The 26,075-nt window shown below is 33.8% G+C and carries 31 protein-coding genes; all 31 read right to left on the reverse strand.

Translation table 11 applies throughout. The features are described 5' to 3' along the window. Window positions 1-380 precede the first annotated feature (380 nt). Window positions 381-1,538 (reverse strand): flagellin N-terminal helical domain-containing protein, encoded by a 1,158-nt coding sequence (locus DOK76_RS13305; protein ID WP_206966437.1) that lies wholly within the window; start codon window positions 1,536-1,538, stop codon window positions 381-383. Window positions 1,539-1,679: 141 nt separating this feature from the next. Continuing rightward, window positions 1,680-2,633 carry a flagellar hook-associated protein FlgL gene (gene flgL, locus DOK76_RS07695; protein WP_206966439.1) on the reverse strand — a complete coding sequence of 318 codons (954 nt, stop codon included), beginning with the start codon at window positions 2,631-2,633 and terminating at the stop codon, window positions 1,680-1,682. A 4-nt stretch (window positions 2,634-2,637) separates the two neighbouring features. Further along, complete coding sequence (gene flgK, locus DOK76_RS07700) at window positions 2,638-4,212, reverse strand: flagellar hook-associated protein FlgK (RefSeq protein ID WP_206966441.1); 1,575 nt, start codon at window positions 4,210-4,212, stop codon at window positions 2,638-2,640. A gap of 27 nt (window positions 4,213-4,239) precedes the next feature. Further along, window positions 4,240-4,602: a hypothetical protein gene (locus DOK76_RS07705; protein ID WP_206966444.1), complete on the reverse strand. Its 363-nt coding sequence runs from the start codon at window positions 4,600-4,602 to the stop codon at window positions 4,240-4,242. 4 nt (window positions 4,603-4,606) lie between these two features. Continuing rightward, the gene (gene flgM / locus DOK76_RS07710; protein ID WP_206966446.1) at window positions 4,607-4,879 is read right to left on the reverse strand and encodes a flagellar biosynthesis anti-sigma factor FlgM; all 273 of its coding nucleotides are present in this window, start codon (window positions 4,877-4,879) and stop codon (window positions 4,607-4,609) included. A 141-nt stretch (window positions 4,880-5,020) separates the two neighbouring features. Beyond that, window positions 5,021-6,064, reverse strand: coding sequence for a flagellar motor switch phosphatase FliY (fliY, locus tag DOK76_RS07715; protein ID WP_206966448.1), 1,044 nt, complete (start codon window positions 6,062-6,064; stop codon window positions 5,021-5,023). Continuing rightward, entirely contained in the window at window positions 6,057-7,061 is a 1,005-nt protein-coding gene (fliM, locus tag DOK76_RS07720) for a flagellar motor switch protein FliM (RefSeq protein WP_206966450.1), read from the reverse strand. Before fliM ends, fliY begins: the two co-directional genes overlap by 8 nt. A gap of 29 nt (window positions 7,062-7,090) precedes the next feature. After that, window positions 7,091-7,459 carry a response regulator gene (locus tag DOK76_RS07725; RefSeq protein WP_206966452.1) on the reverse strand — a complete coding sequence of 123 codons (369 nt, stop codon included), beginning with the start codon at window positions 7,457-7,459 and terminating at the stop codon, window positions 7,091-7,093. Window positions 7,460-7,489: 30 nt separating this feature from the next. Next, window positions 7,490-8,197, reverse strand: a complete 708-nt coding sequence (locus DOK76_RS07730; RefSeq protein WP_206966454.1) for a cell division ATP-binding protein FtsE — start codon at window positions 8,195-8,197, stop codon at window positions 7,490-7,492. Between the two features lie 17 nt (window positions 8,198-8,214). Next, a complete protein-coding gene (locus DOK76_RS07735; RefSeq protein WP_206966455.1) occupies window positions 8,215-8,952 on the reverse strand; it encodes a flagellar hook-basal body protein in 738 nt (245 codons plus the stop codon). A gap of 14 nt (window positions 8,953-8,966) precedes the next feature. Then, a complete protein-coding gene (locus DOK76_RS07740; protein WP_206966457.1) occupies window positions 8,967-9,677 on the reverse strand; it encodes a flagellar hook-basal body protein in 711 nt (236 codons plus the stop codon). Next, window positions 9,674-10,384 carry a sigma-70 family RNA polymerase sigma factor gene (locus DOK76_RS07745; RefSeq protein WP_206966460.1) on the reverse strand — a complete coding sequence of 237 codons (711 nt, stop codon included), beginning with the start codon at window positions 10,382-10,384 and terminating at the stop codon, window positions 9,674-9,676. Before DOK76_RS07745 ends, DOK76_RS07740 begins: the two co-directional genes overlap by 4 nt. A 41-nt stretch (window positions 10,385-10,425) precedes the next feature. Next, complete coding sequence (gene flhA, locus DOK76_RS07750) at window positions 10,426-12,492, reverse strand: flagellar biosynthesis protein FlhA (RefSeq protein WP_206966524.1); 2,067 nt, start codon at window positions 12,490-12,492, stop codon at window positions 10,426-10,428. Between the two features lie 33 nt (window positions 12,493-12,525). After that, entirely contained in the window at window positions 12,526-13,593 is a 1,068-nt protein-coding gene (gene flhB, locus DOK76_RS07755) for a flagellar biosynthesis protein FlhB (protein WP_206966461.1), read from the reverse strand. Window positions 13,594-13,597: 4 nt separating this feature from the next. Next, window positions 13,598-14,356 (reverse strand): flagellar biosynthetic protein FliR, encoded by a 759-nt coding sequence (fliR, locus tag DOK76_RS07760; RefSeq protein WP_206966463.1) that lies wholly within the window; start codon window positions 14,354-14,356, stop codon window positions 13,598-13,600. A 12-nt stretch (window positions 14,357-14,368) separates the two neighbouring features. Further along, the gene (gene fliQ, locus DOK76_RS07765) at window positions 14,369-14,632 is read right to left on the reverse strand and encodes a flagellar biosynthesis protein FliQ (protein ID WP_206966465.1); all 264 of its coding nucleotides are present in this window, start codon (window positions 14,630-14,632) and stop codon (window positions 14,369-14,371) included. Window positions 14,633-14,645: 13 nt separating this feature from the next. Next, entirely contained in the window at window positions 14,646-15,398 is a 753-nt protein-coding gene (gene fliP, locus DOK76_RS07770) for a flagellar type III secretion system pore protein FliP (protein ID WP_206966467.1), read from the reverse strand. Further along, complete coding sequence (locus DOK76_RS07775) at window positions 15,395-15,769, reverse strand: flagellar biosynthetic protein FliO (protein ID WP_206966469.1); 375 nt, start codon at window positions 15,767-15,769, stop codon at window positions 15,395-15,397. Before DOK76_RS07775 ends, fliP begins: the two co-directional genes overlap by 4 nt. A gap of 15 nt (window positions 15,770-15,784) precedes the next feature. Then, window positions 15,785-16,327, reverse strand: coding sequence for a flagellar basal body-associated FliL family protein (locus DOK76_RS07780; protein ID WP_206966471.1), 543 nt, complete (start codon window positions 16,325-16,327; stop codon window positions 15,785-15,787). A gap of 3 nt (window positions 16,328-16,330) precedes the next feature. After that, the gene (locus DOK76_RS07785) at window positions 16,331-16,546 is read right to left on the reverse strand and encodes a flagellar FlbD family protein (protein ID WP_206966472.1); all 216 of its coding nucleotides are present in this window, start codon (window positions 16,544-16,546) and stop codon (window positions 16,331-16,333) included. A 38-nt stretch (window positions 16,547-16,584) separates the two neighbouring features. Next, entirely contained in the window at window positions 16,585-17,532 is a 948-nt protein-coding gene (locus DOK76_RS07790; protein ID WP_206966474.1) for a flagellar hook-basal body protein, read from the reverse strand. Window positions 17,533-17,632: 100 nt separating this feature from the next. Then, window positions 17,633-18,130, reverse strand: coding sequence for a flagellar hook capping FlgD N-terminal domain-containing protein (locus tag DOK76_RS07795; protein ID WP_206966477.1), 498 nt, complete (start codon window positions 18,128-18,130; stop codon window positions 17,633-17,635). Between the two features lie 12 nt (window positions 18,131-18,142). Beyond that, on the reverse strand, window positions 18,143-19,510 hold the full coding sequence (locus DOK76_RS07800) for a flagellar hook-length control protein FliK (protein ID WP_206966479.1): 1,368 nt from the start codon (window positions 19,508-19,510) through the stop codon (window positions 18,143-18,145). A gap of 13 nt (window positions 19,511-19,523) precedes the next feature. Beyond that, window positions 19,524-19,958 (reverse strand): flagellar export protein FliJ, encoded by a 435-nt coding sequence (gene fliJ, locus DOK76_RS07805; RefSeq protein ID WP_206966481.1) that lies wholly within the window; start codon window positions 19,956-19,958, stop codon window positions 19,524-19,526. A gap of 14 nt (window positions 19,959-19,972) precedes the next feature. Further along, window positions 19,973-21,301, reverse strand: a complete 1,329-nt coding sequence (gene fliI, locus DOK76_RS07810) for a flagellar protein export ATPase FliI (RefSeq protein ID WP_206966483.1) — start codon at window positions 21,299-21,301, stop codon at window positions 19,973-19,975. Continuing rightward, window positions 21,294-22,145, reverse strand: a complete 852-nt coding sequence (locus DOK76_RS07815; protein WP_206966485.1) for a FliH/SctL family protein — start codon at window positions 22,143-22,145, stop codon at window positions 21,294-21,296. Before DOK76_RS07815 ends, fliI begins: the two co-directional genes overlap by 8 nt. Further along, on the reverse strand, window positions 22,129-23,133 hold the full coding sequence (fliG, locus tag DOK76_RS07820; RefSeq protein ID WP_206966526.1) for a flagellar motor switch protein FliG: 1,005 nt from the start codon (window positions 23,131-23,133) through the stop codon (window positions 22,129-22,131). Before fliG ends, DOK76_RS07815 begins: the two co-directional genes overlap by 17 nt. 9 nt (window positions 23,134-23,142) lie before the next feature. After that, window positions 23,143-24,768, reverse strand: a complete 1,626-nt coding sequence (gene fliF, locus DOK76_RS07825; protein WP_206966487.1) for a flagellar basal-body MS-ring/collar protein FliF — start codon at window positions 24,766-24,768, stop codon at window positions 23,143-23,145. A gap of 29 nt (window positions 24,769-24,797) precedes the next feature. After that, window positions 24,798-25,130 (reverse strand): flagellar hook-basal body complex protein FliE, encoded by a 333-nt coding sequence (gene fliE, locus DOK76_RS07830; protein WP_206966489.1) that lies wholly within the window; start codon window positions 25,128-25,130, stop codon window positions 24,798-24,800. 19 nt (window positions 25,131-25,149) lie between these two features. Next, window positions 25,150-25,569, reverse strand: coding sequence for a flagellar basal body rod protein FlgC (gene flgC / locus DOK76_RS07835; RefSeq protein ID WP_206966491.1), 420 nt, complete (start codon window positions 25,567-25,569; stop codon window positions 25,150-25,152). 17 nt (window positions 25,570-25,586) lie between these two features. After that, a complete protein-coding gene (flgB, locus tag DOK76_RS07840; RefSeq protein WP_206966492.1) occupies window positions 25,587-25,976 on the reverse strand; it encodes a flagellar basal body rod protein FlgB in 390 nt (129 codons plus the stop codon). Window positions 25,977-26,075: the final 99 nt, after the last annotated feature.

The raw sequence follows: 26,075 nt of genomic DNA on the forward strand, positions 1-26,075 counted from the left end.
GTTTGTATTAATTCTCATAAATAATTCCTCCAAGTGGTTTATTTTTTTCTGAGGTAACCCTCTGTTTTATTTATCGGTCATTTTTAGAAAAAGTTAATAAAAATTTTCTTTATTTTGCGATTTTATCTATGATACACTTTAACTACTAATTCACTTTAAGGAGATTTGTCTTATTAAAAAGTATACTGACCTTTTTCTTTCTTTTTTTGAAACCAAAAGAAAAGAAAAAATAATCGTTCTAATTATTCTATTACTCGTTTTACTCTTTTTATTAATCCCCAAGAATAACAAACAAGAGCAACAAGAAGAAATTGGTGGGCCTAAAATTCAATTATCACCAAAATAAAAAACGGTTCAATACGAACCGTTTTTTTTTTTGGTTATTGAAGTAATGAAAGGACACTTTGTGGCATTGCATTAGCTTGAGATAACATAGAAGTCGCTGCTTGAGAAAGAATGTTATTCTTAGTGAAGTTCATCATCTCTTCAGCCATATCAACGTCTCTAATACGAGAATTAGCTTCTGTTAAGTTTTCTTGAGCTACTGCTAAGTTATTAATTGTATGTTGCATTCTGTTTTGTGCTGCTCCTAAATCAGAACGAGTACTTGAGATTTTTGATGACGCTAAATCTAATTGGTTAATCGCCATTTCTGCATTCTTTTGATTTGATAAATCTAAAGAATTTAGTCCTAACGTTTCAGCGTTCATCGTTCCCATTTTAACACTAATCATATCACCAGTATTAGCTCCAACTTGGAAGTCTAAACCTTTATTCTTATCGCCTTCAGTAAATGAAGTTTTGTGTGATGTTTTAGTTGCATCAACGTCCCCTTCACCATAACGACCTTCAGTAGTTAATTTCACAACACCTACTTGTTCTGCTTTAAACCCTGGAGTTGGTGTTGCAGAATCTTTGGTCATAATTGAATAAGTACCATTTTCGTTATCTTTTAACTCATACTTCGACTCATCTTTTAATTTAACTGTCACATTATTTTGGTCATCTCTACCATATGAAATTTCAAATGAATCTGTCAGAGATTTATCTGTAAAGTTAACAGTCATATACATATCGATATCGCCTGTTTTTTCTACTGCTGCTTTAGAAGCAGAGTCAAATTCTCCGTCTAATAAGTTTTTACCATTAAAGTTCGTTGTTTGAGAAATACGGTCAACTTCATCTCTTAATGCGTTGAATTCTTTGTTAATCTCAGCACGGTCCTCATCACTTAATGTCGCATTAGCTCCTTGTGTCGCTAAGTCACGCATACGATTAACGATGTCTTGCGTTTCATTCAATGCACCCTCAGCTGTTTGAATCAAAGAGATCCCATCTTGAGCATTACGTGTCGCTTGTTTTAATCCACCGATTTGGCCTTTCATTTTTTCAGAAATAGCTAAACCTGCAGCATCGTCTCCGGCACGGTTGATACGTAATCCTGAAGATAATTTCGCTAATGAATCTGATTTGGCATTGTTTGCAGATGTCAATCTTGAATAAGTGTTTAATGCTGGTACGTTTGTATTAATTCTCATAAGTAATTCCTCCAAGTAGTTTATTTTTACTGAGGTAACCCTCTGTTTTATTTATCGGTTGTTTTTTAAATGAATTAAGAGTTAATTTAAGAAAAAATAAAAAAAGTGATAACAGTCTCTAATTAACTATTATCACTTTTTTTAAACATAATCTAATATACTTGTTTGTAATAACTTAGTTCCAATAGATAAAGAAGCTTGATATGATAGCATTTGATTACTAAACTCCATATACTTATCTGCTACATCAATATCTTGAAGATTTGACAAATCTTCACGTAGTTGTAGATTTTCAGCTTCATTTCTTTCTTTCGCTGACTCTAAACGATTACTTACAGTTCCGATGCGAGCACGAGTATTCACAACATTATTAATGTGCGAGTCCATTCGATCTAATAAACCAGTTGCAGGTTCATCACTATTTCCTGGTCTTCCAGAAATAGCTTCTTTATCATTTGTATTCATCGCTAACATCAAATCTTGTAAAAACTGGTTAATGTTATCTGAATTGCCATCTTCATCTGTGGTTTGATTCATAAATATACTGCCATCTGTAATTAAATTTACAGAGACACCATTAGCAATCTCTCGAGGGAGATTATCCGTGGTTCCATGATATTTAATCGCTGCAATATCCCCATTTTCTTCTTTAATAATTTCAAATGGTGGCGTGTCAGTATTTTGTCCACCAAACACATAACGTCCATCATAAGTCGCATTTAACGAATCGACTATGCTTTCAATTTCTGAAATCATCTCTTGCTTATTGATTTCCATCTCTTCAGGACCAAGTGTATCATTCGCACTTGCTAACATTAAATCACGAATACGATGCATAGACTCAGTTGCGCTATCAAGTGCAGCATCTTGCGTATTAGTCCATGAAATCGACTCATTGATTGTTTTGTTATAGCCTTCATTTTTTACAATAGATTGATTCATCGTTAATATCTTTGAAAAAGCTAAGGGGTCATCTGATGAACGATTAATTTCAGTAAAAGTTCCTAGTTGAAGTGATAATTTATTGATTTGCTTCATATTACTATTAATATTTCTTTGAAATGACGCATGCATATTGGCATCTGATACTCTCATTCAACTATACTCCTGTTCTATTAATTAATGTGTCTAACAAATCAGTTACGACTGTAATGACACGAGCATTCGCTTGGAAAGCTCGTTGAAATCTCATCACATCAGTAATTTCTTCGTTAATATTAACTCCAGATGTCGCAAACTTACGATCCTCTAACTGAAACAACAAGAATTCTTGTGATGTTACTCGATTGTCAGCTTGCTGCTTAGCAATTCCATTCTTTGTTACAATATCAACATAAGCACCATGAGGAGTTGAGCCTCCCGCTTCATTTTTAATGGTCATCGTGTCTGGGTCATATTCAAAAACAGCATTGGGATAGCCTAATCTTGTATCCGCCAACTTACCCATAGCAGCAGCTCTAGAACCATCACCTGATGCGCCTTCTGATGGAAGGTATTCACCTGGATTATCTGGATCTGGAACACGTACTTCTTTTCCTGCATTTACCAATGAATGATCATTTCTAATATCTTCATTAACTTTAATATTCATGGCAAAATTAGGGTCGTTAGGATCACCTAAGGTAAAGAAATCGGCTCCTTTTCCATTATCAGAATGAATAATATTAACAGCTGTAGCAAAATTAAAAACAAACTCATTAAACTCTTGAGTTCTCTTGTCTATTTCAACGAGACCTTCTTGTAGCCCTTTAGCTGCACCACTTTCAACCTCAATTGGAGAAAATACTGGTGGATTATCTTTTGGATTTGAAATCAGTAACTGTCCAACTGGATAGCTTTCACCGTTCTCTAATGTAATATTTTCTCCAGTGAGGTTACCACCTTCTGAAACAATTGGTTGACCATTTTCGTCAACACCTACAACGACACTAATTGTCTTAACAGGCTCTCCAGGACCAACTAATTTTTCTCCGCCAAGACTGACACTTGCTCTACCATATTCATCAAAAGATGTCTCAATATTTCCAAATCCTGACAAATCTTCTAAAATCATGTCGCGGCGATCTAGTAAATCGTTTGGAACACTACCATCTTGTGATGCCTTGAATATTTGTTGATTCAACTCATTTAACTCTTCCAATTTAGCATTAAAGTCCATAACATTTTTTTCAAGGATTGAGACCGTTTCATTTCGTAAAGAGTCTAATTCTTTAGCAATATGATTCATGTTGTCAGTTAAATTATTGCCGTTTTCTACTACAATTGTTTTAGCTGTTGAAGAATCTGGGTTATTGCTTAACTGGCTCCATGCATCAAAGTAAGCATTGATGTCATCAGATAAACTCTTCTGACCTGGTGTTTCATTAAAAATAACTTCCATCTTCCCTAGTACATCTGCCTTGTATTGATATTGATTATATAGAGCATTTTCTTTTCTAATACTAGCTAATACAAATTGATCAGAAGCTCTTGTAATGGCTGACACTTTAGAACCTGTCCCGATCTGACCTATTCCTGTATAAGTGTATGGTGTATTAGCTTGCATCTCTGCTCGTTGTCTCGAATAGCCTGGAGTATTGGCATTAGCTATATTATGAGATGAAGTTTCTAAACCAATTTGTTGTGTATTCATCCCGCTATTGGCCGTGCCTAATGTTCCAAATAATCCACTCATTGTCTTCCTCCTTGAAAGTTATCTTTATTACATTGATTGATTCACAAAACCAACATCTTCTTGAATTGAAAGACTACCTTTTTTTGAATAAGTAGCATTTACTTTTTGAGCATTTTGACCAACTGTTTGGATAAAATTATCATTAAATGCCATGGCTTGTTTTGTAAGTAAAAGATTGTCATCTTGAAGTTGTTTGATTTCTAGAGCCAAATTAAGTTCGATTGCTGTCAACTCTCTCTCAACCATTACTAACTGATTCACGAGTTGTTCTTTCTGTCTCACGAGTTGCTCAATTTGATTGCCATCATTACGAATCAAAGCTTTATTCTCTTTTTTTAACAATCTCAATAATTGCTTTAAAACTGGTACTAGTGATTTGTTAGATTCCATATCATTATCCTTTTAGTTGATCAAACATTTTATTGGCAATTTGTTTGGCTGAAACATCATACGTCCCTTCACTAATCGCTTTTTTTATGTTTGCTATTTTTTGTGATTGATCAATATCTACAACTTCGTCACTGAAACGAATTTGTTGACTTGTTGTTGATAAATCAATTTGAACTGGCTCTTTTTTTATAACTGATTTATCTTTAACAGTTTGTTCTTGGTTCATCTGTGTTTGATAAGCATCTCGATAAGATGAATATTGATTATTTATTTTCATAATAATGTCTCCTTTATAGATAAATATTGATAAGCATCTACGTCTATACATATTCTATATCGGCACATTTTATCATCATTTAAGTGAAAATCAGAATTATTTTAAAAAAGCTGAATAAGTTTTAACCTATTCAGTTTTTAATTAATTAAGTTTATTCATGCGTTGTTTTTGAGATAGAATACTTGTAATTCGAATACCAAAGTTTTCATTGATGACAACCACTTCTCCTTGAGCAATTAATTTACTATTCACAAAAATATCAAGGGGCTCATCTGTCAAACGATCTAGTTCTACTACTGACCCTACACCTAGAGTTAATATTTCTTTAATCGATTTTCTACTACCGCCTAAAACAACACTAAAATCAAGTGGCACATCCATTAATAAATCTAAATTATCAATATTACTTTCAACCTTATTATCTGCTAACTCATCAAATTCAGGTTGCTGAATGGACACTTTACGAGTCTTTTGTTTTCTAGTTCTTTCTTTTTTATTCTTTGTTTCTTCCATCATGTTTTCTGTCATGTCATCACTTCCTTCTGTGACTTCTTCTGCTTGTTGTAGCATTAATTGGGCCACTTCCTCCATCATTTCAATAGTAAATATTTGAGAAATTTCACTTTCTATTAGGCCTGGTACAGAAAAATCAAAGGTAATTCTAGAAACATTAGTATCTAAACCAATTTCTTTGTAATCAACGTCTGCTTCATCTTCCCACAAAGTTACTTTAGGTTGAAAAATATCTACCTTCTGCCCAATCATTGTCGCAACAGAAGTCACTGCTGAACCTGTCATTTGATTAATAGCTTCACCAACGGCACTTAACTCCATTTCTGTAAAGTTAGAATTTATCGGTTCGCCATTTCCTCCTGTCATCAAATCGGCAATAATGACAGCATCTGGAACATTCAGAAGCATCATACTACTTCCTTTAAGTCCTTCTTTGAATTCAACAACAGCCGATACTTTCGGTGTAGACAAATCAGAAACAATTTCTCTAAAAGGAATATGCTCTACTCTTGGAGGAGAAATCCTAATATCTTTATCTAAAATAGATGATAAAGTTGTCATGCATTGACCCATAGTTACTTTGCCAAATTCACCCATTAATCTGATAATCTCTGGTTCCATTAAAGTTGGTGCCTCATTAGTTATCATATTCTCTACTTTATTTTCAGTCATTCTCAAACTCTCCTTCAGATAATTCTAATAGTTCAACAGCTAAAACATTTTCCTTCTTGCCTGGTCTAACCAAACCAAACAATTCATTTTCAATAAAAACCTCTAAGGGATCTGATATTTTTTGATTTAAACTAATTGCATCTCCTACTTCTAGTGCAGCGATATCAGACAAGGTCATTGTTGTTGAGCCTAGCATGGTTTTTAAATCTAAATAAACGCCCTCGATATTTTTTTGTAAGTTATCATGATCTTCTTTATTAAATTCATTGTCTGAATCAAACCAATTTCTTAAACTAAGTTTGTCAATAATCCCTTCAAAGAAGACATAAGGTACACACAGATTAACAAAAGTTTTGTGTCCTAAAATAGTTACTTGGCAAGTCACTAGAACGATTGGTTCATTTGGTGACATGTTTTGTAACAATTGCGGATTTGTATCTAATCCTTCTAACTGACAATCTAACTGCTGGACTTCACTCCAAACATTTTCAAAAGCTAAGATAAAGACATTAAAAACTTCTTCCAAAATAGCTAGTTCTATATCTGTAAAACTCTTTTTTTCATTCTGACTTGTTTTATTAATGCTCGCTTCATTTCCACCACACAGTAATTCAATCAGTAATTGACAAAACTGTGGATTAATTTCAAACATTTGGACACCACTTAATGGCGGTGATTTAAATAAGCCTAGTAAAGTGAACTTAGGTATGGAATGAATAAACTCGTCATAACTGATTTGTTCTACAGAAGCTAGTTTCACATTAACGTTTGTACGCATTTGTGTGGTCAAATGATTACCTGCGTACTTACAAAAATCTTCAAAAATCATAAACAAAGTGTTTACATAATCTTTAGACAGTTTTGTAGGACGCTTGAAATCATAGTTTTTAATACTATTAACTTCCTTCTTTTTAAAAAAAGTTTCTTCATCTATTTCTCCATTACTCATAGCGTTTAATAACGAGTCAATTTCTTTTTGCGTAAGTAATTGCGTCAATTTAATCCCTCATTTTCAATATATATTTGTTAAACTCGATTACTAAATTGATCTAGCGATTTAATTAATCGATCGTCCTCAAAAGGTTTGACGATAAAATCAATCGCACCTTCTCTTACAGCTTCTAAAACAATATTTTGTTGACCCATAGCGCTACAAATAATTACTTTAGCATCTGGGTCTAGTTTTCTAATTCTTTTTAATGCTTCCATACCGTCCATTTCAGGCATAACAATATCCATCAAAACAAAATCTGGTCTTTTTGCTTTATACGATGCAATAGCTTCAACACCGTTTTTTGCTTCTGCAATCACCTGATAGTTATTTTTTTCAAGGACATCTTTTAATTTCATTCTCATAAATACCGCATCGTCAACAACTAAAACTGTTTTCGGCATTTTTTCCCCTTCTTTCTCGAACCTATTGACTTAGATGACAAACACATCACGATGGTCATTCCATCTACCATAAGAGCCTTTATCTTGATCCCTTATAATTTGACCTTTATTGATTTCTAAAACCCGATACCTAATTGTATTAACAATCGTTGAGTTATGTGTTGCCATCAAAATAGTTGTTCCTTTTTGATTCAGTTGATACAAGATTTTCATCACTTCAATAGCTGATTTATTATCTAAATTACCTGTTGGTTCATCTGCTAAAAGTATTTTTGGTTCATTAACAATAGCACGTGCAATGGCAACTTTTTGTCTTTGCCCAACTGAGAGCTCCTTTGGAAATAAATGTTTATACTCTAACATACCTACTTCATCCAAAGCTCTTAAGGCTTTTTCTTTAATTAACTTTCGCTTTGTTTCAATAGCTCGTAGCACATAAACCAAATTTTGATAGATAGTCAAACTTTCTAATAGAAAAAAATCTTGTGGAACAACACCTAGTTGTCGCCTAAATTCTGGAATTTGCGAGTCTTGTAAGCGAGGTAAATCAACATTTCCCATTTTTAAGGAACCTGTAGTTACTTTTTCTTCACACGTTAGTAATTTGATTAATGTTGTTTTACCTGCACCACTTGGACCAATTAGATAGGCAAATTCACCTTGTTTGATTTCTAATGACACGTGATTAAGAGCTGTGACGTTGGAGTATTTTTTTATGCAATTATCTAATTTAATCATCCACGTTTCACTCCTTTTTATTGTTTAAAGTTGTTAATTAATTGCATCATGTCATCAGTTGATTGAATCACTTTAGCATTCAGTGAATAAGCTCTTTGAGTCACAATCATATCTGTCATAGATTCTGCCAAATCAACATTTGAAGCTTCTAAATAATGTTGTTTAATGGAAGGAGTAGCTTGCCTCCTAGAAGCCATTCCGTTAGGTAATTGATATAAGTTTTCTCCGATTTCATTTAGTTGTTCAAATGAATCACTACTGTAAATTGGGATTTCACCTACTAACTGATTACCTACAATAATTTCTCCATTATCTTTAACAGTCGGTTTTCCTTGTGGCCATTGATTTCTGGGAACATGGTATGTCATATCCACACGATTTCCTGAACTTGTTCTTAATATGCCTTCTGCGTCCATTCTAAAGGAACCATCTCTTGTGTAAGCCAACTCATTATTAGGTAATCTAACGCCAAAAAAGCCATCTCCAACTAAAGCTAAATCAAAATTATTTGGACTAGGAATTAATCCTCCTTGAGTTAAATTCAATTGTCCTTGTTCTGCTTTCATTCCAATTGGAATACCATTCATAATCATATTGCCTCTTGAATTTGTATCACTTCTTAGTAATTCATGGAAATTTGTATTTTGTTGTTTGTAACCAACTGTGGTTGAGTTAGCTACATTATTTGAAATAATATCTAAACTTGTTTGCAAGCCGTTCATGCCACTTTTACTAATTGCTAAACTTGGATTCATAAGTATTCTCCTCTCTAATAGCCTCGACCAATTTCATTAGTTAGTTTTCTAATAATCTCATCTGATGTGTGAAGAGCTTTTTGATTAATCTCAAATTGTCTGGCTGTATCCATTAATGTTGTCATCTCATCAACAATATTCACGTTTGAGCCTTCCAACATACTTGAACGTACTTTACTTTCGGTATCAGTTACTCCTGGGGTTGTAGCAGTAAATACGGTTTCGCCTAGAGCCAATAAATCCCCTTGATCATTAAATCGAGTTAGCCTAAATTGTGGATTTTCTTCTCTAACATCTATGGGATTTCCAGCCTGAGAAAGAACCACATAACCTTCTTGAGTCACTAGGTGATTGTTTTCATTTACTTGAAAATGACCATTTTTTGTATAGCCTGTTTCGCCAGTTGGTAATTGAACATTGAAGTAACCTTCCCCTAAAATAGCATGGTCACTTTTTTTGTTGGTTGATTTAAAGGTGCCAGAGGACATATCTTTCACAATTTCGTCGACTTTATTTCCAAAAATGAAGCCGCCAATATTATGACGTTTATTATTCTCAGGTCCATTCGTGTAATTATGTAATTGATACTCTGGATCTGTCTTTTGAACAATTTGCTGCGTTTTATAGCCATAGGTATTTACGTTAGCCACATTGGCACTAGTATTTTCTTGTTTTTTCTGTAAAACACTTAAATTACGTTGTAAAGTAAAGGTACTTCGAATCATTTCAAATCATCCTCAATTATTTTTTTTAAAGTCACTAATATTTTGCCATGAATTTGTGAGACTCTCGGGACTGAAACGTCAATAACTTCAGCAATTTCTTTTAACGTTAACTCTTCTACATAGTAAAGATTCAAGATAATTTGTTCCCTTTTTGGTAGTTTCTCAATACTTCTTCTTAATGCTTCTTTTTTTTCATCTTCAACTAACAACTCATCAATTGGAATAGTCTGTTTATCTTCAACAATTTCTTTTAACTCCACTGATTCTCCGTGATTAGTGAATAATGTGTCATCTAAGGAAACGTTAGCCAAATAATGAATCGTCTCATGAATTTTAGACAGTTTTGTATTTTCAATGCCTAGTTCTTCACAGATTTCTTGATCAGTTGCTTCTGTCATTTTTTCTCGTTCAAGTTTTTCTTTTGCTTTATAAAATTGATCTAGTTGAGTCATTCTAGTTCGAGAGACTTTTGAGTTTTTTCTGACTTCATCAATAATAGCTCCCCGAATTCGGATATAAGCATAGCTTTCAAAGGTTACTTTTTTACTCGGATCATATTTTTTTAAAGCATCCATCAATCCAATAACACCGATATTAAACAAGTCATCTTTATCATAATCAGTGGATTTTATATCGATGCGATTGACTACTCTTTTAACAAAAGGCAGGTACTTCACAATTTCTTCTTCGTAATCTATTTCATACATCCTATTTCCTCCCTATTCCTTTTAAAAAAGTTTAATCTCGATTACATGTCATTTAATGAAATCATTCCAACCGTTTCGATTTGTACTTCATTAGGTACTTCATTCAATGAAACAACGGCTAGATTAGGAAAATTGTATGAAATCAATTTTTTAAAGGTTACTCGTGTATTGGGTGAAGCTAAAATAACATGTTGGACATTTTCAGCTGTTAATCGCTGATGAGTTCGATTGATCGAATCAAAAATTTGCGTAATGATTTCAGGTTTCAGCACGGGGATTGAACCTGACGTTGTTTTCTGTACGTTTTTTGAAATCATTTCTTCAATTTCAGGATGGATTGTCATTACTCGAAGAACACCATCTGGACCTAGGTATTGTTTAACAATCGTTCTCTTTAAGGACTGACGAACATGCTCTGTTAAAACTTCAATATCTTTAGTCATCATGCCGTAATCAGCTAATGTTTCTAAAATAGTTACTAAATCATTAATGGGTATTTGTTCTCGTAAAAGATTTTGTAAAACCTTTTGAACTTCACCTAAGCGTAAAATATCAGGGATTAACTCATCTATAACCACATTGTATTTCTCTTTAATTCCTTCTAACAAATGCTTCACTTCTTGTCTACCTAATAATTCAGCAGTGTTACTAAAAATCACTTCTTTTAAATGGGTTGCAATCACTGTCACTGGCTCAACAATTGTAGCTCCGTGAATGTCTGCTATATCTTTATCTTTTTGTTCAATCCATAAAGCATCTAGTCCAAATGCCGGCTCTTTTGCTTCAATCCCGTCAAGTTGAAACTCTTCGTTTTCAGGATTAATGACCATCAATTTATTCGGATAGATCTCACCTCTAGCAACCTCATTACCTTTAATTTTGATGCAATAATCATTTGGTGCTAATTGTAAATTATCTCTAATTCGGATAGGTGTTAACAACACGCCTAGTTCATGAGCACATTGCTTTCTGATGTTGATAATTTGACGCATAAGAGAGTTGTCTAAACTATCATCTGTCATAGGAATTAAAGCATAACCAATTTCAATCGAAATCGGTTCTACTTGGAAAGATGAAACAGTGTCATCTTCCTCTAATTCCTGTTCTTTTTGAAGGAGTAACAATTCTTTTTTCTCTTCTACTAATTTTTGCTCCGCTAAGCCCTCACCTTGATATTTTTTAAATGCAATAAAAGCAAAACCAAGACCTAAAACGAAGAAGGGGAAAAAAGGAAATCCTGGTACAATTCCCATGATAAACAAGACTGCTGCAACAATCCCTGCTATTAGTGGATTAGGAAAGAAATCTTTACTAATAGCTGAACCAAATGTGTTATTATCGTCTGAACGTGTCACAATAATCCCTGATGAGATAGAAATCAATAAAGAAGGTATTTGTGAAACTAAGCCGTCTCCAATAGTCAATTTTCCAAATTTATTTAAAGCTTCTGTCACGTCCATTCCTTGACCAACAGAAAAGATTAAAATACCACCAATTAAATTAATAATTGTAATAATAATCCCTGCAATAGCGTCTCCCTTAACAAATTTACTAGCACCATCCATGGCTCCATAAAAGCTAGCTTCTCGTTGTAAGTTTTTTCGTCGTTCTTTTGCTTCATCTTCACTAATCAGTCCTGAACTTAAGTCAGCATCAATAGCCATTTGTTTTCCGGGCATTGCGTCTAAAGTAAATCTCGCAGAAACTTCTGAAACTCGTCCGGCACCATTTGTGACAACTACGATTTGAATAATCGTAATAATAACGAAAATAACCGCTCCTACTATATAATTATTACCCGCTACTACATCAGCAAATGCATCAATGACTTTTCCAGCATTCCCTTGGGTTAATACCAAGCGGGTAGAAGCAATATTTAGTCCTAATCGAAACATGGTCGTTAGAAGAAGGAGTGTTGGAAATGTGGCAAACTCTAATACGTTTTTAGTGAATAGGGTAATTAATAAAATATTAATCCCTACTGTAATATTAATAATGATTAAAAAATCAAGAAAAGAACTGGGAAGTGGTATAATAATTAATCCGATTATCAATACAACAACAAATGAAACGATCACATCGGAATAATTAAGTGTTTTTAAATTCATCTTTGAAACCACAAATAAGTTCCCCCTCTTCTGTTAAATTTTATTTTTACTTTGTTCATTCATTTGGTAGACAAAGGCTAGTATTTCAGCCACTGCCTCATACATATCCACTGGAATTGGTTCTCCAATTTCCGTCGTTTTATATAATGAACGGGCAACGGGTTTGTTTTCTAAGATGGGGACATTATTAGCTTTGGCTTCTTCTCTAATTTTCTGAGCCATAAAGTCTACCCCCTTAGCAACAACTGTCGGAGCTCCGTTGTTTTCTTTATCATATGTGATTGCAATAGCTAAATGAGTCGGATTAGTGACAACCACTGTGGCGTCTTGAACCTGATTCATCATGCCTGAAATCAACTGCATATACTTACTTTTTCGCTGAGATTTTATTAATTGATCTCCTTCTTGTTGTTTGAACTCATCTTTTACTTCTTGTTTAGTCATCTTCATTTTCTTTCTAAAAGAGAACCATTGAACAACGTAATCGAGTATTCCTAAAACAAACAAAATCATCGAAATTTTTAAACTTAATGTTTTCAAAAAGTCTAAAACAAACATAGGTAATGCTTCAATACCAACAAAACCAGCATTGAAGAAACTTGCTAACACAGAACTAATTTCTTGTAAGGTTATTATAAAAACCAACACTAATTTACCTATATTTTTGATTAAGGTAAACAATGCTTTTTTATTAAACAAATTTTTAAAACCACTGATTGGGTTAAGTTTTTTAAAACTTGGTTTTAATGGTGATCCTGTAAATAAAAATCCTACTTGTAATAGATTACTAAGCCAAGCGCTAAAAAAAGCGATAGCCAAAAAGGGACTAACTATCCAAAAAAAAGTCAAAATACTTTGAACACCTATGGCTCCTAAATTATTTTCTAAAACGCCATAATCGTATTGTGTTGATAATTGGCTATGAATAAGTCCCATACACTGAGTCATTACAAATTGCCATAACGGGATAAAAAGAACTGAAAAGATTAGAAAGGAAGTTGCTGATACTAAATCCGGACTTTTAACCAATTCACCTTTTTTTCTTGCATCTTTCAGCTTCTTGGGACTGGGCTTTTCAGTTTTACCATCTTTATCAGACATTACCTCACCTCACTAACGAATCTAAAAATTCTTTCATGTATCGATCAATTTCTGGGAAAATATTAGTTACAAGTTGCATAAAATTAGGTAAAAACAATAGAATAAAAATGAAACTAACTAATATCTTCATTGGCATTCCTAGCATTAGAACATTAATTTGAGGTACACTTCGTGAAACAATGCCTAGGACACAGTCTGTCACAAAAGCTACTAGGACAACTGGAGCCGCCAGCATAAAACTTACCTGAAACATTTCAATGAATAATCTTATGATTCCTTCAACTGTATTTCCCATAAAACCAGCCTCATTTAATGGAACCATTTGAAATGAGTTAATCAGATTTTGTAAAACAATATGATGCATGTCGGATAGAAAGAATAAAACTAAGGCTATCCAATAATAAAGTCTTCCATAATTTGATGCTTGAATCCCCACACTTGGATCATAGACAGAGCCCATAGAAAAACCGACTTGAAAGTCAATAAGTTGTCCGGCCATTTCAATTGAGGAAAAGATAAGCTGCACAACAAATCCCAAAGCAATACCAACTAAAATCTCCTTAATGACCAAAAAAGAAAAAATAATTAAATTGGCTGCCCCTACTTTTTCAGGTATCATGCTATAAACAATGACTGATAAAAAGAAACTTAAACCAACCTTTAGCACAATGGGCGCTTGCTTTAGAGAAAATCCTGGAGACGTCACCATAAAGCTTGATATACGTGCAAAAATGAGAATAAACGTTATTAATATTGAATTCATTTTCCACCTACTTTATAAAGATGACATAATTTCAAATAAGTCTTTAGTAAATTCAACTAAAGTATTCAACATGAAGTTCCCTAAAATAATTAAGAATAGAAAGACAACTAAAAGCTTTGGCACAAAACTCAATGTTTGCTCTTGTATTTGTGTAGTTGCTTGAATAATACTAATAAGTAGTCCTACAACCATGGCAACAATTAAGATTGGACCTGCAATCAGAATAATTTTAAGGAATGCTTGATGCATGACATCAAGCACCAATTCTATTGTCATACAATCATCCTTTCTATAAGAAACCTCTTACTAATGTTTCAACAATCAAGTACCAACCATCTACTAAAACAAATAGCAGTAATTTAAATGGCAGTGAGATCATGACAGGAGACAACATAAACATCCCCATGGACATTAAAATACTTGAAACAACCATATCGATAATTAAGAATGGAATAAAGATTAAGAAACCTATACTAAATGCCGTTCTTAACTCACTGATTAGAAAAGCTGGTGTTATAACATGCATGCCCAAATCTTCAGGTTTATCCACTTTTTTATGATTAGAATTTTTGATAAATAGCTCTAAATCTTTTTCTCTTGTTTGCTGTAACATAAATTCTTTAATTGGTTTTTCAGCTATCGTAATGGCTTCTGATTGAGTAATTTCATCTTTCATTAAAGGTTGAATCGCCGTGTTGTTAATTTCTGTATACGTTGGTCTCATGATAAAAAAGGTTAAAAACAAAGCAATACCAATTAATACTTGATTTGGTGGTGTTTGTTGCGTTCCTAAAGCATTTCTTACAAAAGATAAAACCATGATAATTCTTGTAAAAGAAGTGGTTAATATTAATATCGTAGGTATAAGTGTCAGGACAGTCATTAAAACAAACAATTTAACAGGTTCTGTGCTTCCAGAGTTGCCGATTACTTTTCCAACCGTATTAGTCAACTCTTCCACATCTGCCGCCATACTTACTAAAGGAAATAAAAGAAAACCAAAAATAGTCACTATTAACGTATTGCGAAATTGTTTTATCATTTTTGGTCTCCTTTTTTTCTCTTGTTCAAGTAGCCTTCTAAATGAGGTATATGACTGATAATCTTTTCCTGATTTTTTTGTTTTAACTCATTTTCCGATTCTTTTTGAGCTAATATTTCCCTAACTTCTTCTTCTGTTAACTCTTTTAGTATGTCATTTTTTTGTGGTGTCATACTCATTAAGTAATAACTATGGCACACAGAGACAATCGCAATCGATGATTCTTTACCAACAGTGAAACGCTCGATTATATCAATGTTTCTTGTTTGATTTTGATTGTATTTATTCAATTGAGTTAATGATAGTTTGATTAAAAAAATAATGACTATCAAGAATATCATTGTTTTAAATAGTAAAAAAATACTCGTCATTGTTTCTCCTTTACTCTATTGAATCACTAAATTAGTGATAAAGACCTCACGAACTAATGCAGAACCATAATCTTTATTGATTTGATCTCGTAGTTCTTCTTTCAAGTTATTAACACCGTTCTTATCAGCTAAAATTTCATTTGCCTCTTTTTGACGCAATTTATTAATCACACTATCTCTGATTAAATCCTTATTGCTTTCAATGATTTCAGCATTTTTAGCATTATTTGTTAACAGTGAAATTTCAATTCTTATATATGACGTCTCGCCTTCTTTGTTATCTGCCAAATTGACTAAAAATTCTTCTAAAGGAACAGATACTTCGTCTTTGTTATACTTTTTCTCAACAGCTTCTACTTGACCTTTATCTCGATCTTTTCCTGATAACATATTTCCAAGAATCGTCCCTGCTGTTGCTGCAACAACACAAACGATTGAAATCGTTACAATAAGAATGATTTTAGTATTTATTTTTTTCTTACTTTTGCCTGATGTTTCATGTTCCTCGTCAACCACTGCTTCTATTTCTTTTTCTTGCTCTTCTTTTTCTTTTGCCACACCCTATACCTCCTTTTTTACTTTTTGACTAATTGTTTCTTGAACAACCTGCTTTTGAAAAAATAGGACTTTTTCAACAACATCATCAATGGATTCTTTGACCATCATTGTTTTACCATCAGATAATGTAATAACAGTATCAGGTGCTTGGTCAATGCGATAAATCAATGTCGAATTGAGCACAAACTCCTGATTATTCATTCCTGTTAGCTTAATCATGATTGATTCTCCCTTCTTCCCAAACACCTTAACTATTATTAACGTTTCAGATTAATTAATTCTTGTAACATCTCATCTGATGTTGTTATCGTTCTTGAGTTTGCCTGATAAGCTCGGCTAGTTATAATCATGTCCGTAAATTCTGTTGCTAAATCAACGTTTGAGCCTTCTAAAGCACCTTGTACTAGTCGACCACTTCCACTTTGACCTGCTCTAACATAGTTAGGATCTCCTGAGTTACCTGATTGCACATAATTATTACCACCTGTTTTTTCTAAACCATCTGGATTAGGGAAAGTTGTTACAGCAACTTGACCAATGACATAGGTATTATCATCGCTATAACGACCTGTTACCAAACCATCTGATCCAATCGTGAAATTCATTAGTGTAATTTCTTTCATGGCAGGGTTACCATCTTCGTCTAGAACAGGATTACCGTCTTCATCTAATTCTGGAACCGTTAATTTATTTGGTATCGTAATTGGTCCCACAGGCTCTGTTAAATCTGTTTGAGCATCAAAATCTTTACTACTTTGAATTGGATTACCATCAGCAGTTTGATACCCCATCACTTTATAACCATCTACACTTGTTAATGTACCATTTGCGTCTAATGTGAAGGCGCCGTTTCTTGTGTAGTATTTTGTCTCATCACCATCATCTTTTTGTAAGATGAAATACCCTTGATCATCTAGCGCGAAATCTAGTGGTCTTCCTGTTGGTTGTGGTGTACCAATCGTATTATTTTTATCGATTGATCCCACTTGAACACCTAAACCAACCTGTCTTGGATTAACACCACCACCACCATTCATATTTGGTCCTTGTGCGTTTGCTTCTGTGGAGCTCATAACATCTTGAAAAGTAACACGCTCTGATTTGTAACCATACGTATTCACATTGGCAATGTTATTGGCAGTCACATCCATTTTTGTTTGTTGACTCTTCATACCACTTACGCCTGAGTTCATAGAATTTAGCATTGATTTCTCCCCTTCAATATACGTTTCTTTATTTTTACAACTGACTTGAAATGATCAAGTTGTTGGTGAACCCTTTTATTTTTATGACTTTGATTGTCAGTTAATGTTCTTCAGGAGCTTCAGGTTTGTCTTCAGGATCTGTTTCTCCTTCTCCCTCTGACTCTTTTTTGCTCCCCTCTCCAATCACTGACACTTGACTCATCAAATAATCCTCACCATCAATGACCAGTGTTGCAAGACCGCCAACAAATTTGACTTGTTCAACAACTCCTTCAACGGTTTCATCCTTACCTACAACAACTGTAACGGTTTTTCCAATTAGACCGATAGCTTGTTGTTGATGAGCCATCATCATGGTATATTCAAGGTCTTCACCCATCTCTTGAAGTTGCTCAAGAGTTGCAAATGTCACCATTTGGGTAATATAATCCGTTCCATTCCCACCATCTGATCCATCAAAACTAGGATTTGCCATTGACGCTGCAAGAATTTTTAAAAATCCGTCCATATCTAACCCGTTGTTGCTCTTTTTACTTTGAGGCTCATACCCACCTGTATAATCATTGGCACCTCTTGTTGTTCCAAATACTTCTGGCATAGTTCACTCTCCTTAAACTAAAATATCAACTGATTCTTTGGATACACCTTCATGGGTGACTTCTTCCACATAATCTTCTGTTTTATCGTATCTCTGTCTGCTTTTTTGTTGTTCAAAAGCTTGTTGTTGTGACTGACGATGGTTGAAACTGCCGCCAAAATCAAGATGAGTTTCTACCTCCTTAGTTGCCATTTCGACTGATATATCGACAGGTTGAAGCAAATTGTGTTGCTTAACTAAGTTTTCCTTCAACTCTGTTAAGTGACTTTCAAATAAGGTTTTTACTCTAGGCGAATCAACTCTAAATTCAGCGTTGACTTTACCATCTTTCATCTCTAATACGACTTCCAATTCGCCTAACTTTTCAGGTTGCAAAGTTAATTTAATTGTTGTTGGTTCATTGAGTGTCGGTTGATGGATTTCTTGTGAGAGTTTAGTTAATACCTTAGGAAGCGTCTGTTCCTCAAAGACTTCTAATTCAAGAGATGTTAACGGTTGATGACCCTCTTCAATAGTTGCCGCTAGGTTTACTGAATCTTGTTTTACAATCTCTGTCATAAAAGACTCCATCTGGAAAACGTCATTGTTTTCTTTCATAACTTCTACATCAACATCTGTTTTTTCATAATAGGTTGAAGGAAGAGACTCCTCAGTAATCTCTACACCAGATTCGATTGGATTCGTTTCAGATGAGATGTCCATCTGATCAAACTGATTCTCAGAGACTTTTTCTAAAAGACGACTGTCTCCTATAGAAGGTTGAATGTTCTGACGTAGTTCTTCCACTTGATTGAACTGCGTATTTAAAATTATTTCAGGATTTTCATTACTCACTGATTGAGTTGCTTCATTGTTATTTAAAATCAAATTCAGTTCGTTTTTTGAACTTTTTAATAGTAATTCTTTCAAATCCTCTTTATCAGCTACCTGATGAGAAAAGAAAATAGGGTCAGTATTTGTCTCAGCTAGAATCTCTTGAGGTTCACTAACTATTTCTGCTAAATCAGTATCTCTAAAGAGAGGTTGATTCCTGATAAATTGCTGGATTCGAGTCATCTCGATCTTGTTTTCGATTTTCGAATTATCACTCGTCACTTTGATTAATTCCTCTAATTTAGTTTCTGCTTGTAGTGGAATAAGAGAAATAAGAGGCTCTTCCCATTTGTCTGACTCCTTGTCTTCCAATTCTTCATCAGAGATGTTTAAAATTTCTGTATCTTCTTCTAGCGTCTCTTTTAAATCAAACGTTTCATTGTTTTCTTGATCTAAATGAGTTAGAAAAATGTCAGAAAAAAGTGGTAATTCCTCTACTTTTAGTGATTTTTGATTAATTGGTTGCTTTAATAGTGTTCCTAAATCTATTTCTGGTATACCTGTCATTTTTTCACCTACTTTAGATAAATGTACTACCAAATCTCAATGTTCCCATTTCATCAAGTTCTTTTTGTTCCTCAGCTTTCATGGTGAACAAATAATCATCGTAATGTTTTTCTTTTAAGCGATCCATTATTTTTCTCTCTTTTTGAGCATCTACAAATACTTCTTTCATCTTCTCAGTTTCATTAGAATAAAGTGAAACTGTTTGTTGCTGTTTAACAATTTCACTGTCTAAGTGATTCTTGTATAAGTATTGTTGTCTTAAACTGTTAATGTCGTCAAAACCAATCGCATCATGCTTAATTTCTTCACTAGCTGCGATGATAGTGTCTAAAATTTCTTCTTGTTTTCGTTGTGCTTCTTGGCAAATAAGAAAACCTCGTTTAGCTTCATCTTCTTGGGATTCACGCCAAGTTAACACATTTTCTAAAGAAAATTTGTAAGCACCCAACTAATTCACACTCCTTACCAAGTTTGTTTTGAAGAAAATACTTGATTCAACGCTTGCACTGTTTCTTTGTAGCTAGACGGCTCATCTACTTTTTGAACTAAAAAGCTCTTTATACTAGGTTGTAATTCAATTGCTTGATCTACCTTAGGGTTTGTTCCTACTTTATAAGCGCCAATATCAATTAGATCCTTTGCATCTGCATATATTGCCATGTTCTCTTTTAGGAGACCTGCTTTTTCATTATGCTCTTTAGAGACAATACTTTTCATCAGTCGACTCAAACTTTGTTGAACATCTATTGCTGGGTAATGATTTTCCCCAGCTATTTTTCGTGATAACACCACATGACCATCTAAAATACCTCTTACAGCATCTGCAATAGGTTCGTTCATGTCATCTCCCTCAACTAAAACGGTGTAAAAAGCAGTGATTGATCCTTTTTCAGACATACCACTTCTTTCTAGTAGTCTCGGCAACATCGCAAATACAGAAGGTGTGTAACCTTTTGAAGTTGGTGGCTCACCTGTAGCAAGACCAATTTCTCTTTGAGCCATTGCAAACCGGGTCACTGAATCCATCATCAAAATAACTTTTTTCCCTTGATCACGGTAATACTCAGCAACAGCTGTTGCAACAAATGCTCCCTTCAAACGAACTAAAGGAGGTTGATCTGATGTTGCACAAACGATAACTGATTTTTTGTAGCCTTCAGGTCCTAAATCATTTTCAATGAACTCTGTCACTTCTCGACCACGTTCGCCAATCAAGCCAATCACAATCACATCTGCTTCACAATTTCTAGCAATCATGCCAAGTAAAGTACTTTTACCAACACCACTCCCTGCAAAAATACCTAATCGCTGTCCCTCACCAACTGTTAACATACCGTCAATTGCCTTAACGCCTGTACTCATAACCTCTTCAATTCGTCTCCTTTTAAAAGGATCTGGAGACTCTTGATCTACTGGGTATTTTGTTCCAACAACTGGACTATCATCTGTTAGTACTCGTCCAAGACCATCTAATGTTTTTCCTAATAAACTGTCATTGATTTCAACTTCTAAAGCAGCTCCCGTTGGTCTAACTAGACACCCTGGACCAATCCCATTTAATTCATCTAAAGGCATTAAAAGAACTGTTTTATTGATAAAACCAACAACTTCGGCCATAACAATTTTTTTGTTTTTTGTAATTTCTATTTCGCATACTTCACCTACAAATACATCCAGACCTTCTACTTTAATAATTAAACCAACAACTTGGCTTACTTTTCCGTAGGTTGTCAGATAGCTTTGCTTGACTAGCTGTTTTTGTATTTCCTTCAGGGTTTTAAAATTAGTCAATAGAATCACCTAACTTTAACTTCTCCACCATTTTCTCAAGTTGTTTTCTTAAGGTTAAATCAAGTAACTCGTAATTAGTCTCTACAATACAATCATTTTGGTTAAGTGACTCATCACTAATTACTGTGTACTTCATCTCTGGATTTTCTTCTTTTAGCTTTCGCATGTAACACTGTGTACTTTCCATATTCATTTTAGAAACAAAAACAGTAATAAAGTTATCTGTCTTTTCAATTCGATTTAAAACAGGCTCAAGTAACACCTTTAGTGCTTCTTCTGACAATGTTAATTCTTGATTTAAAATAATTTCTGCCATTTCAACTGCGAGATCAACAAAATCTTGCTGCTTTTCTTTCTGGTAGGTCGCCATTTCGAGGTTAGCTTTTTCTACTACAAATAGTGCATTTTCTTTTAACGTATTCGCTTGTTCTACGCCAGCTTCGTAGCCTGTTTCAAGGCCTGACTCATATCCATCTTTTTGACCTTCTTTTAAACCTGCCTGGTAGGCTTCTTTTTTTATCTCTTCACCTTCCAGATGAGCTTGTTGGGTAACTAACTCTTTTATCTCAAGTAACTCATGAAAAAATTTATCTCGCTCTTTTTTAAAGACTTTTTTCAAATGATGTCTTGCTTCTAGAACGTCTTGATTAAACTGACTCATTTTTTCTTTTTGATACTCAGACAACACCAAGTCCTCTTTAATTTCTTCATCAGTCAAAGGTTGACCTTCTTCGTCTAAAAAAACACTAGGCTTTTTTTTCACGGTATAATTTGTTTCAATTTTTCGACTTTCTTGTTCTTCAATCATATCTGATTGTTTAATAAAATTATGAGATGACAGCATCTTGATCACCTCTTCCGATATAGATTTCTCCCTCTTCATCTAATCGGCGGATAACGGCAACAATTGTTTGTTGAGCCTCTTCAACAGCTGATAATCTTGCTGGTCCTAAGAACTGTAAATCTTCTTTTAACATCTCAACTGAACGTGAACTTTGATTACTATAGATAAATTCTTTAATTGTATCCGTTGCGCCTTTAAGTGCCATAACTAAGACATCATGGTTAACCTCGCGTAATACTTTTTGAACATCAGATTTTTCAAGACCAATGATATCTTCAAAGGTGAATAGGTTAGCTTTAACTTCTTCTGATAACTGTGGTTGACGTTTTTCAAGATCACTAATAATATTTTTCTCAGTACTTCTTCCAACTGAATTAAGAATGTCTACTAGAGTATTTACCCCACCAACGTTTTCAGCATCATTCTCAATAACATTAGAGAATTTATTCTCAATAACAGTTTCGATTTTTTCAATAATAACCGGTGACGTACTAGAAATTGTTCCGATACGCTCAGCAATTTCAGCTTGTCTTGATTCAGGAAAATTAGCTAATACATCGGCTGCTTTATCTGGTTGCATATAACACAGGATTAATGCCACTGTCTGAGAAGCTTCACCTAGAAGGATATTGGTTAATTGTTGTGGATCAGCTTTTCTCGCAATATCAAAGGGACGTTTCCTCAACTGGATTTGATTCAACACACCGAGTACTTCATTCGCTTTTTGGCGCCCTAATGCTTGATTTAATAAGTCAGAGGCATAATTCATACCACCATCTATCACATGTCCTCTAGCAGCTGACATAGTAATAAATTCATCTATCACCATGTCACGATCTTTTTCATCTACAAAATCAATATTAGCAATTTCATAACTTATTTTTTGAATATGTTTTTCCGGTAATAATCTCATGATTTGAGCGGCTGTTTCTGTCCCAAGGGATATTAATAAAAGAGCTGCTTTTCTTGTTCCATCTACATTTTCTATTTCACTCACCTACTCATCTTTCATCCAGACTTTAATCAAATCAGCTGCTACTTCTGGATTTTCCTTCGCGTAACGTTTGGCCTGATCTTTTTTATCAATCGTATTAATAACAGCTACATCATCTTCAAGTTGTGTTTCTTCTTGCATGATAGCTAATGACTCTTTTGGTTTTTGATAGTTCATAGGTTCTTCTTCCTTTGTAAAGGTATTTTCAGATTCCGTACTATCTACAGGTACTAAACTAACATCTAAAGCCTCATATTCAGCAAACTCTGCATCTTCTTTTTTCTTATTTCGAATAATCAGATAAGTAACAATAGCTCCTGTAATAATAAGTGCTGCTATAATGAAGATAACAAATGGATTTAAGAAAATATCTTTTGCTGTGCGCTTATTAGCAATACCATTATCCTCATCTCCTAAATCACTCGGACCAAAAGTCATCCCTTGAATGGTAATTTTGTCTCCTCGATCTTTATCATATCCAACAGCTGATTGAACTAATGACTCGATTTGATTTTTCTCTTGAACCGATAAATCTTCATTAATCAAAACAGATGCAGTTACTCTTTTGACAACTCCAGGTGCATTTAACACTTTCGTAGTTTCTGTATCCAACTCGTTATTAATGATGTGATTGTAATTTTTCCCTTTACCTCCATCTTCACCAATAACATTTGTCACATTATCTTCTATGTTACCTCCTTCAATTTTTTGTTGATTAATTCCTTCTCCATCAGAACTCGCATGAATCTCCTCACTTCTTACTTTTGGATCATCGTAAGTAACTGTTGTTTTTTCAATTGAATCAAAGTCTAAATCAACATTTACAGCAACATTAATTTTATCTTCTGAAAATAAAGTTCCTAGCAATACATTGGTCTTTTCTTCCATTTTAATTTCAAGTTCATCTTTTAATTGCTGATACTTGCCAGCTAAATCAGTTGAACTAACATCTTTATTTTCATCTAAGACTTTAGAGAGTACATTACCTTGCTCATCAACAATTTTAATATTTTTTTGAGGTAAGTTTTCGACTGCCCCACTAGCTAGAGAAGCAATCCCTTTGATTGCATCCTCACTTAATCCTTGGTTGGGTTTTAGCTTTAAAATAATAGAAGCTGATGCTTCTTTATTTTTTTCTTCAAAGATACTTTTATTTGGTGTAACCAACATAACTTTAGCTTCTTTAACCGCTTCAAGAGATTCAATGGCTCTTTGTAACTCTCCTGTGACTGCACGTTGATACATAACTTTGCGATCTTCATCAGTTGCCATCATGTTTTTTTGATCAAATATTTCAAAACCTGTTGATTTATTTGGTAGTTGATCTTCGACAGCTAAATCAATTCTAACCTTATCAATTTCATCAGAATCAACTAAAATTTTACTTCCCTTATCTTCTAATTTATACTTGATGCCTCGTTCTTCAAGATTTTTTGTGACATTACCTGAATCAGCATCTGATAAATCTGCAAATAAAACAGAATAATTTGTTTTATTTGCCATTACTGTTGTGAAGATAAGAATAATGATGACACTTGCAGTAGCTAAAATAATACTTATCTTGGCTAATCTACTTAATTCTTTCCACTTTTCAACGACAGTATCTTTTAGCTCCTGCATTTTTTCCATTCGTTACGTCAATTCCCTTCACTAATCAATTAAAACTGCATGTTTTTGATTTCGTTGTATGATTCCACACATTTATTCCTTACTTGTACCGCTGTTTGAAGTACTAACTGTGATTTATTCATATCAATCATAGCAGTGTGTAAATTATCTAAATCACCAGTAATCAGTTTCTCAATATTTTTACCACTCTCAGTAAGTTGATGATCCACTCGATCAATAGCTTCTGTTAAATGAGTTGAAAATGGTTCTACTTCTTCAATTACAGAGACAGAATCATCACTTTCTTGTGGTGACATGACTTTCTTTAATTGATTTTGATAATTACTAATTGCATCAACATTCTGATTGATTATCTTATCCATATAAACGGCTCCTCTTCTTTTAATCTTTACTAATTTCTAAAGCTTTTTTCATCATCGTTTTACTTGATTCAAAAGCAGTTGCATTTGCTTCGTAAGTTCTTAACGTATTCATCATATTAATCATTTCATCGCTTAAATTAACATTTGGCAGTTCCAAATAACCTTCCTCATCAGCATCTGGATGCTCTGGTTGATACACTGTTTTGGTTTCATTATCTTGTCTGGTACCTGTTGTTCTAACACCATAGCTTTTTGTCTCTCTACTACCTTTTTCTTTCTTTAAACTTTCTTGAAAGGTAACCGTCTTACGTTTATAGGCTCCACCTTCTTCTGTTCGAGTAGTATTAACATTTGCAATATTTGTTGAAATTGTATCTAATTTCATTCGTTCTAAAGTCAGACCACTTGTATTGATATTAAAAGAGTCAAAAACTCCCATGTTCTCTCCTCCTTTGATTAATGATTGATGACATAATTTAATTGAGACAATTCATGATTAACTTGTCGTTGAAGAGAACTATAATACAGTTCATTAACAGCCTTTTCACTCATCTCATAATCTAGATCCACATTGTTGCCATTATCTTTAACAGATGTGCCAGTTCTCTTAACGACTTCTGGTTTCAAATCTCTAAAAGGACTATTTATGAACATGTGACGCTCATTAGTTCTTGATAAATCTAATTCTAATCCCGAATTCGCTTTCTTTAATTTGTCTTCAAAAAGAACCCTCTCAACTTTGTAGCCTGGTGTATTGATATTTGCAATATTTGTTGAAATTGTTTTCTGACGTAGATCAGAAGCATTCATCGCCTCATTCAACAAGGTTAAATTGTTAAAACTCACCTGACATCCTCCATTCTGCATTAATCATATTGTTTTATAATAAAACATGTTTTTATTTTTTTAAAATTTTATAAGTTATTTTTTTAACATATACACTCA

The sequence above is a fragment of the Candidatus Vagococcus giribetii genome (assembly GCF_017316185.1).
Taxonomy (GTDB): Bacteria; Bacillota; Bacilli; order Lactobacillales; family Vagococcaceae; genus Vagococcus; species Vagococcus giribetii.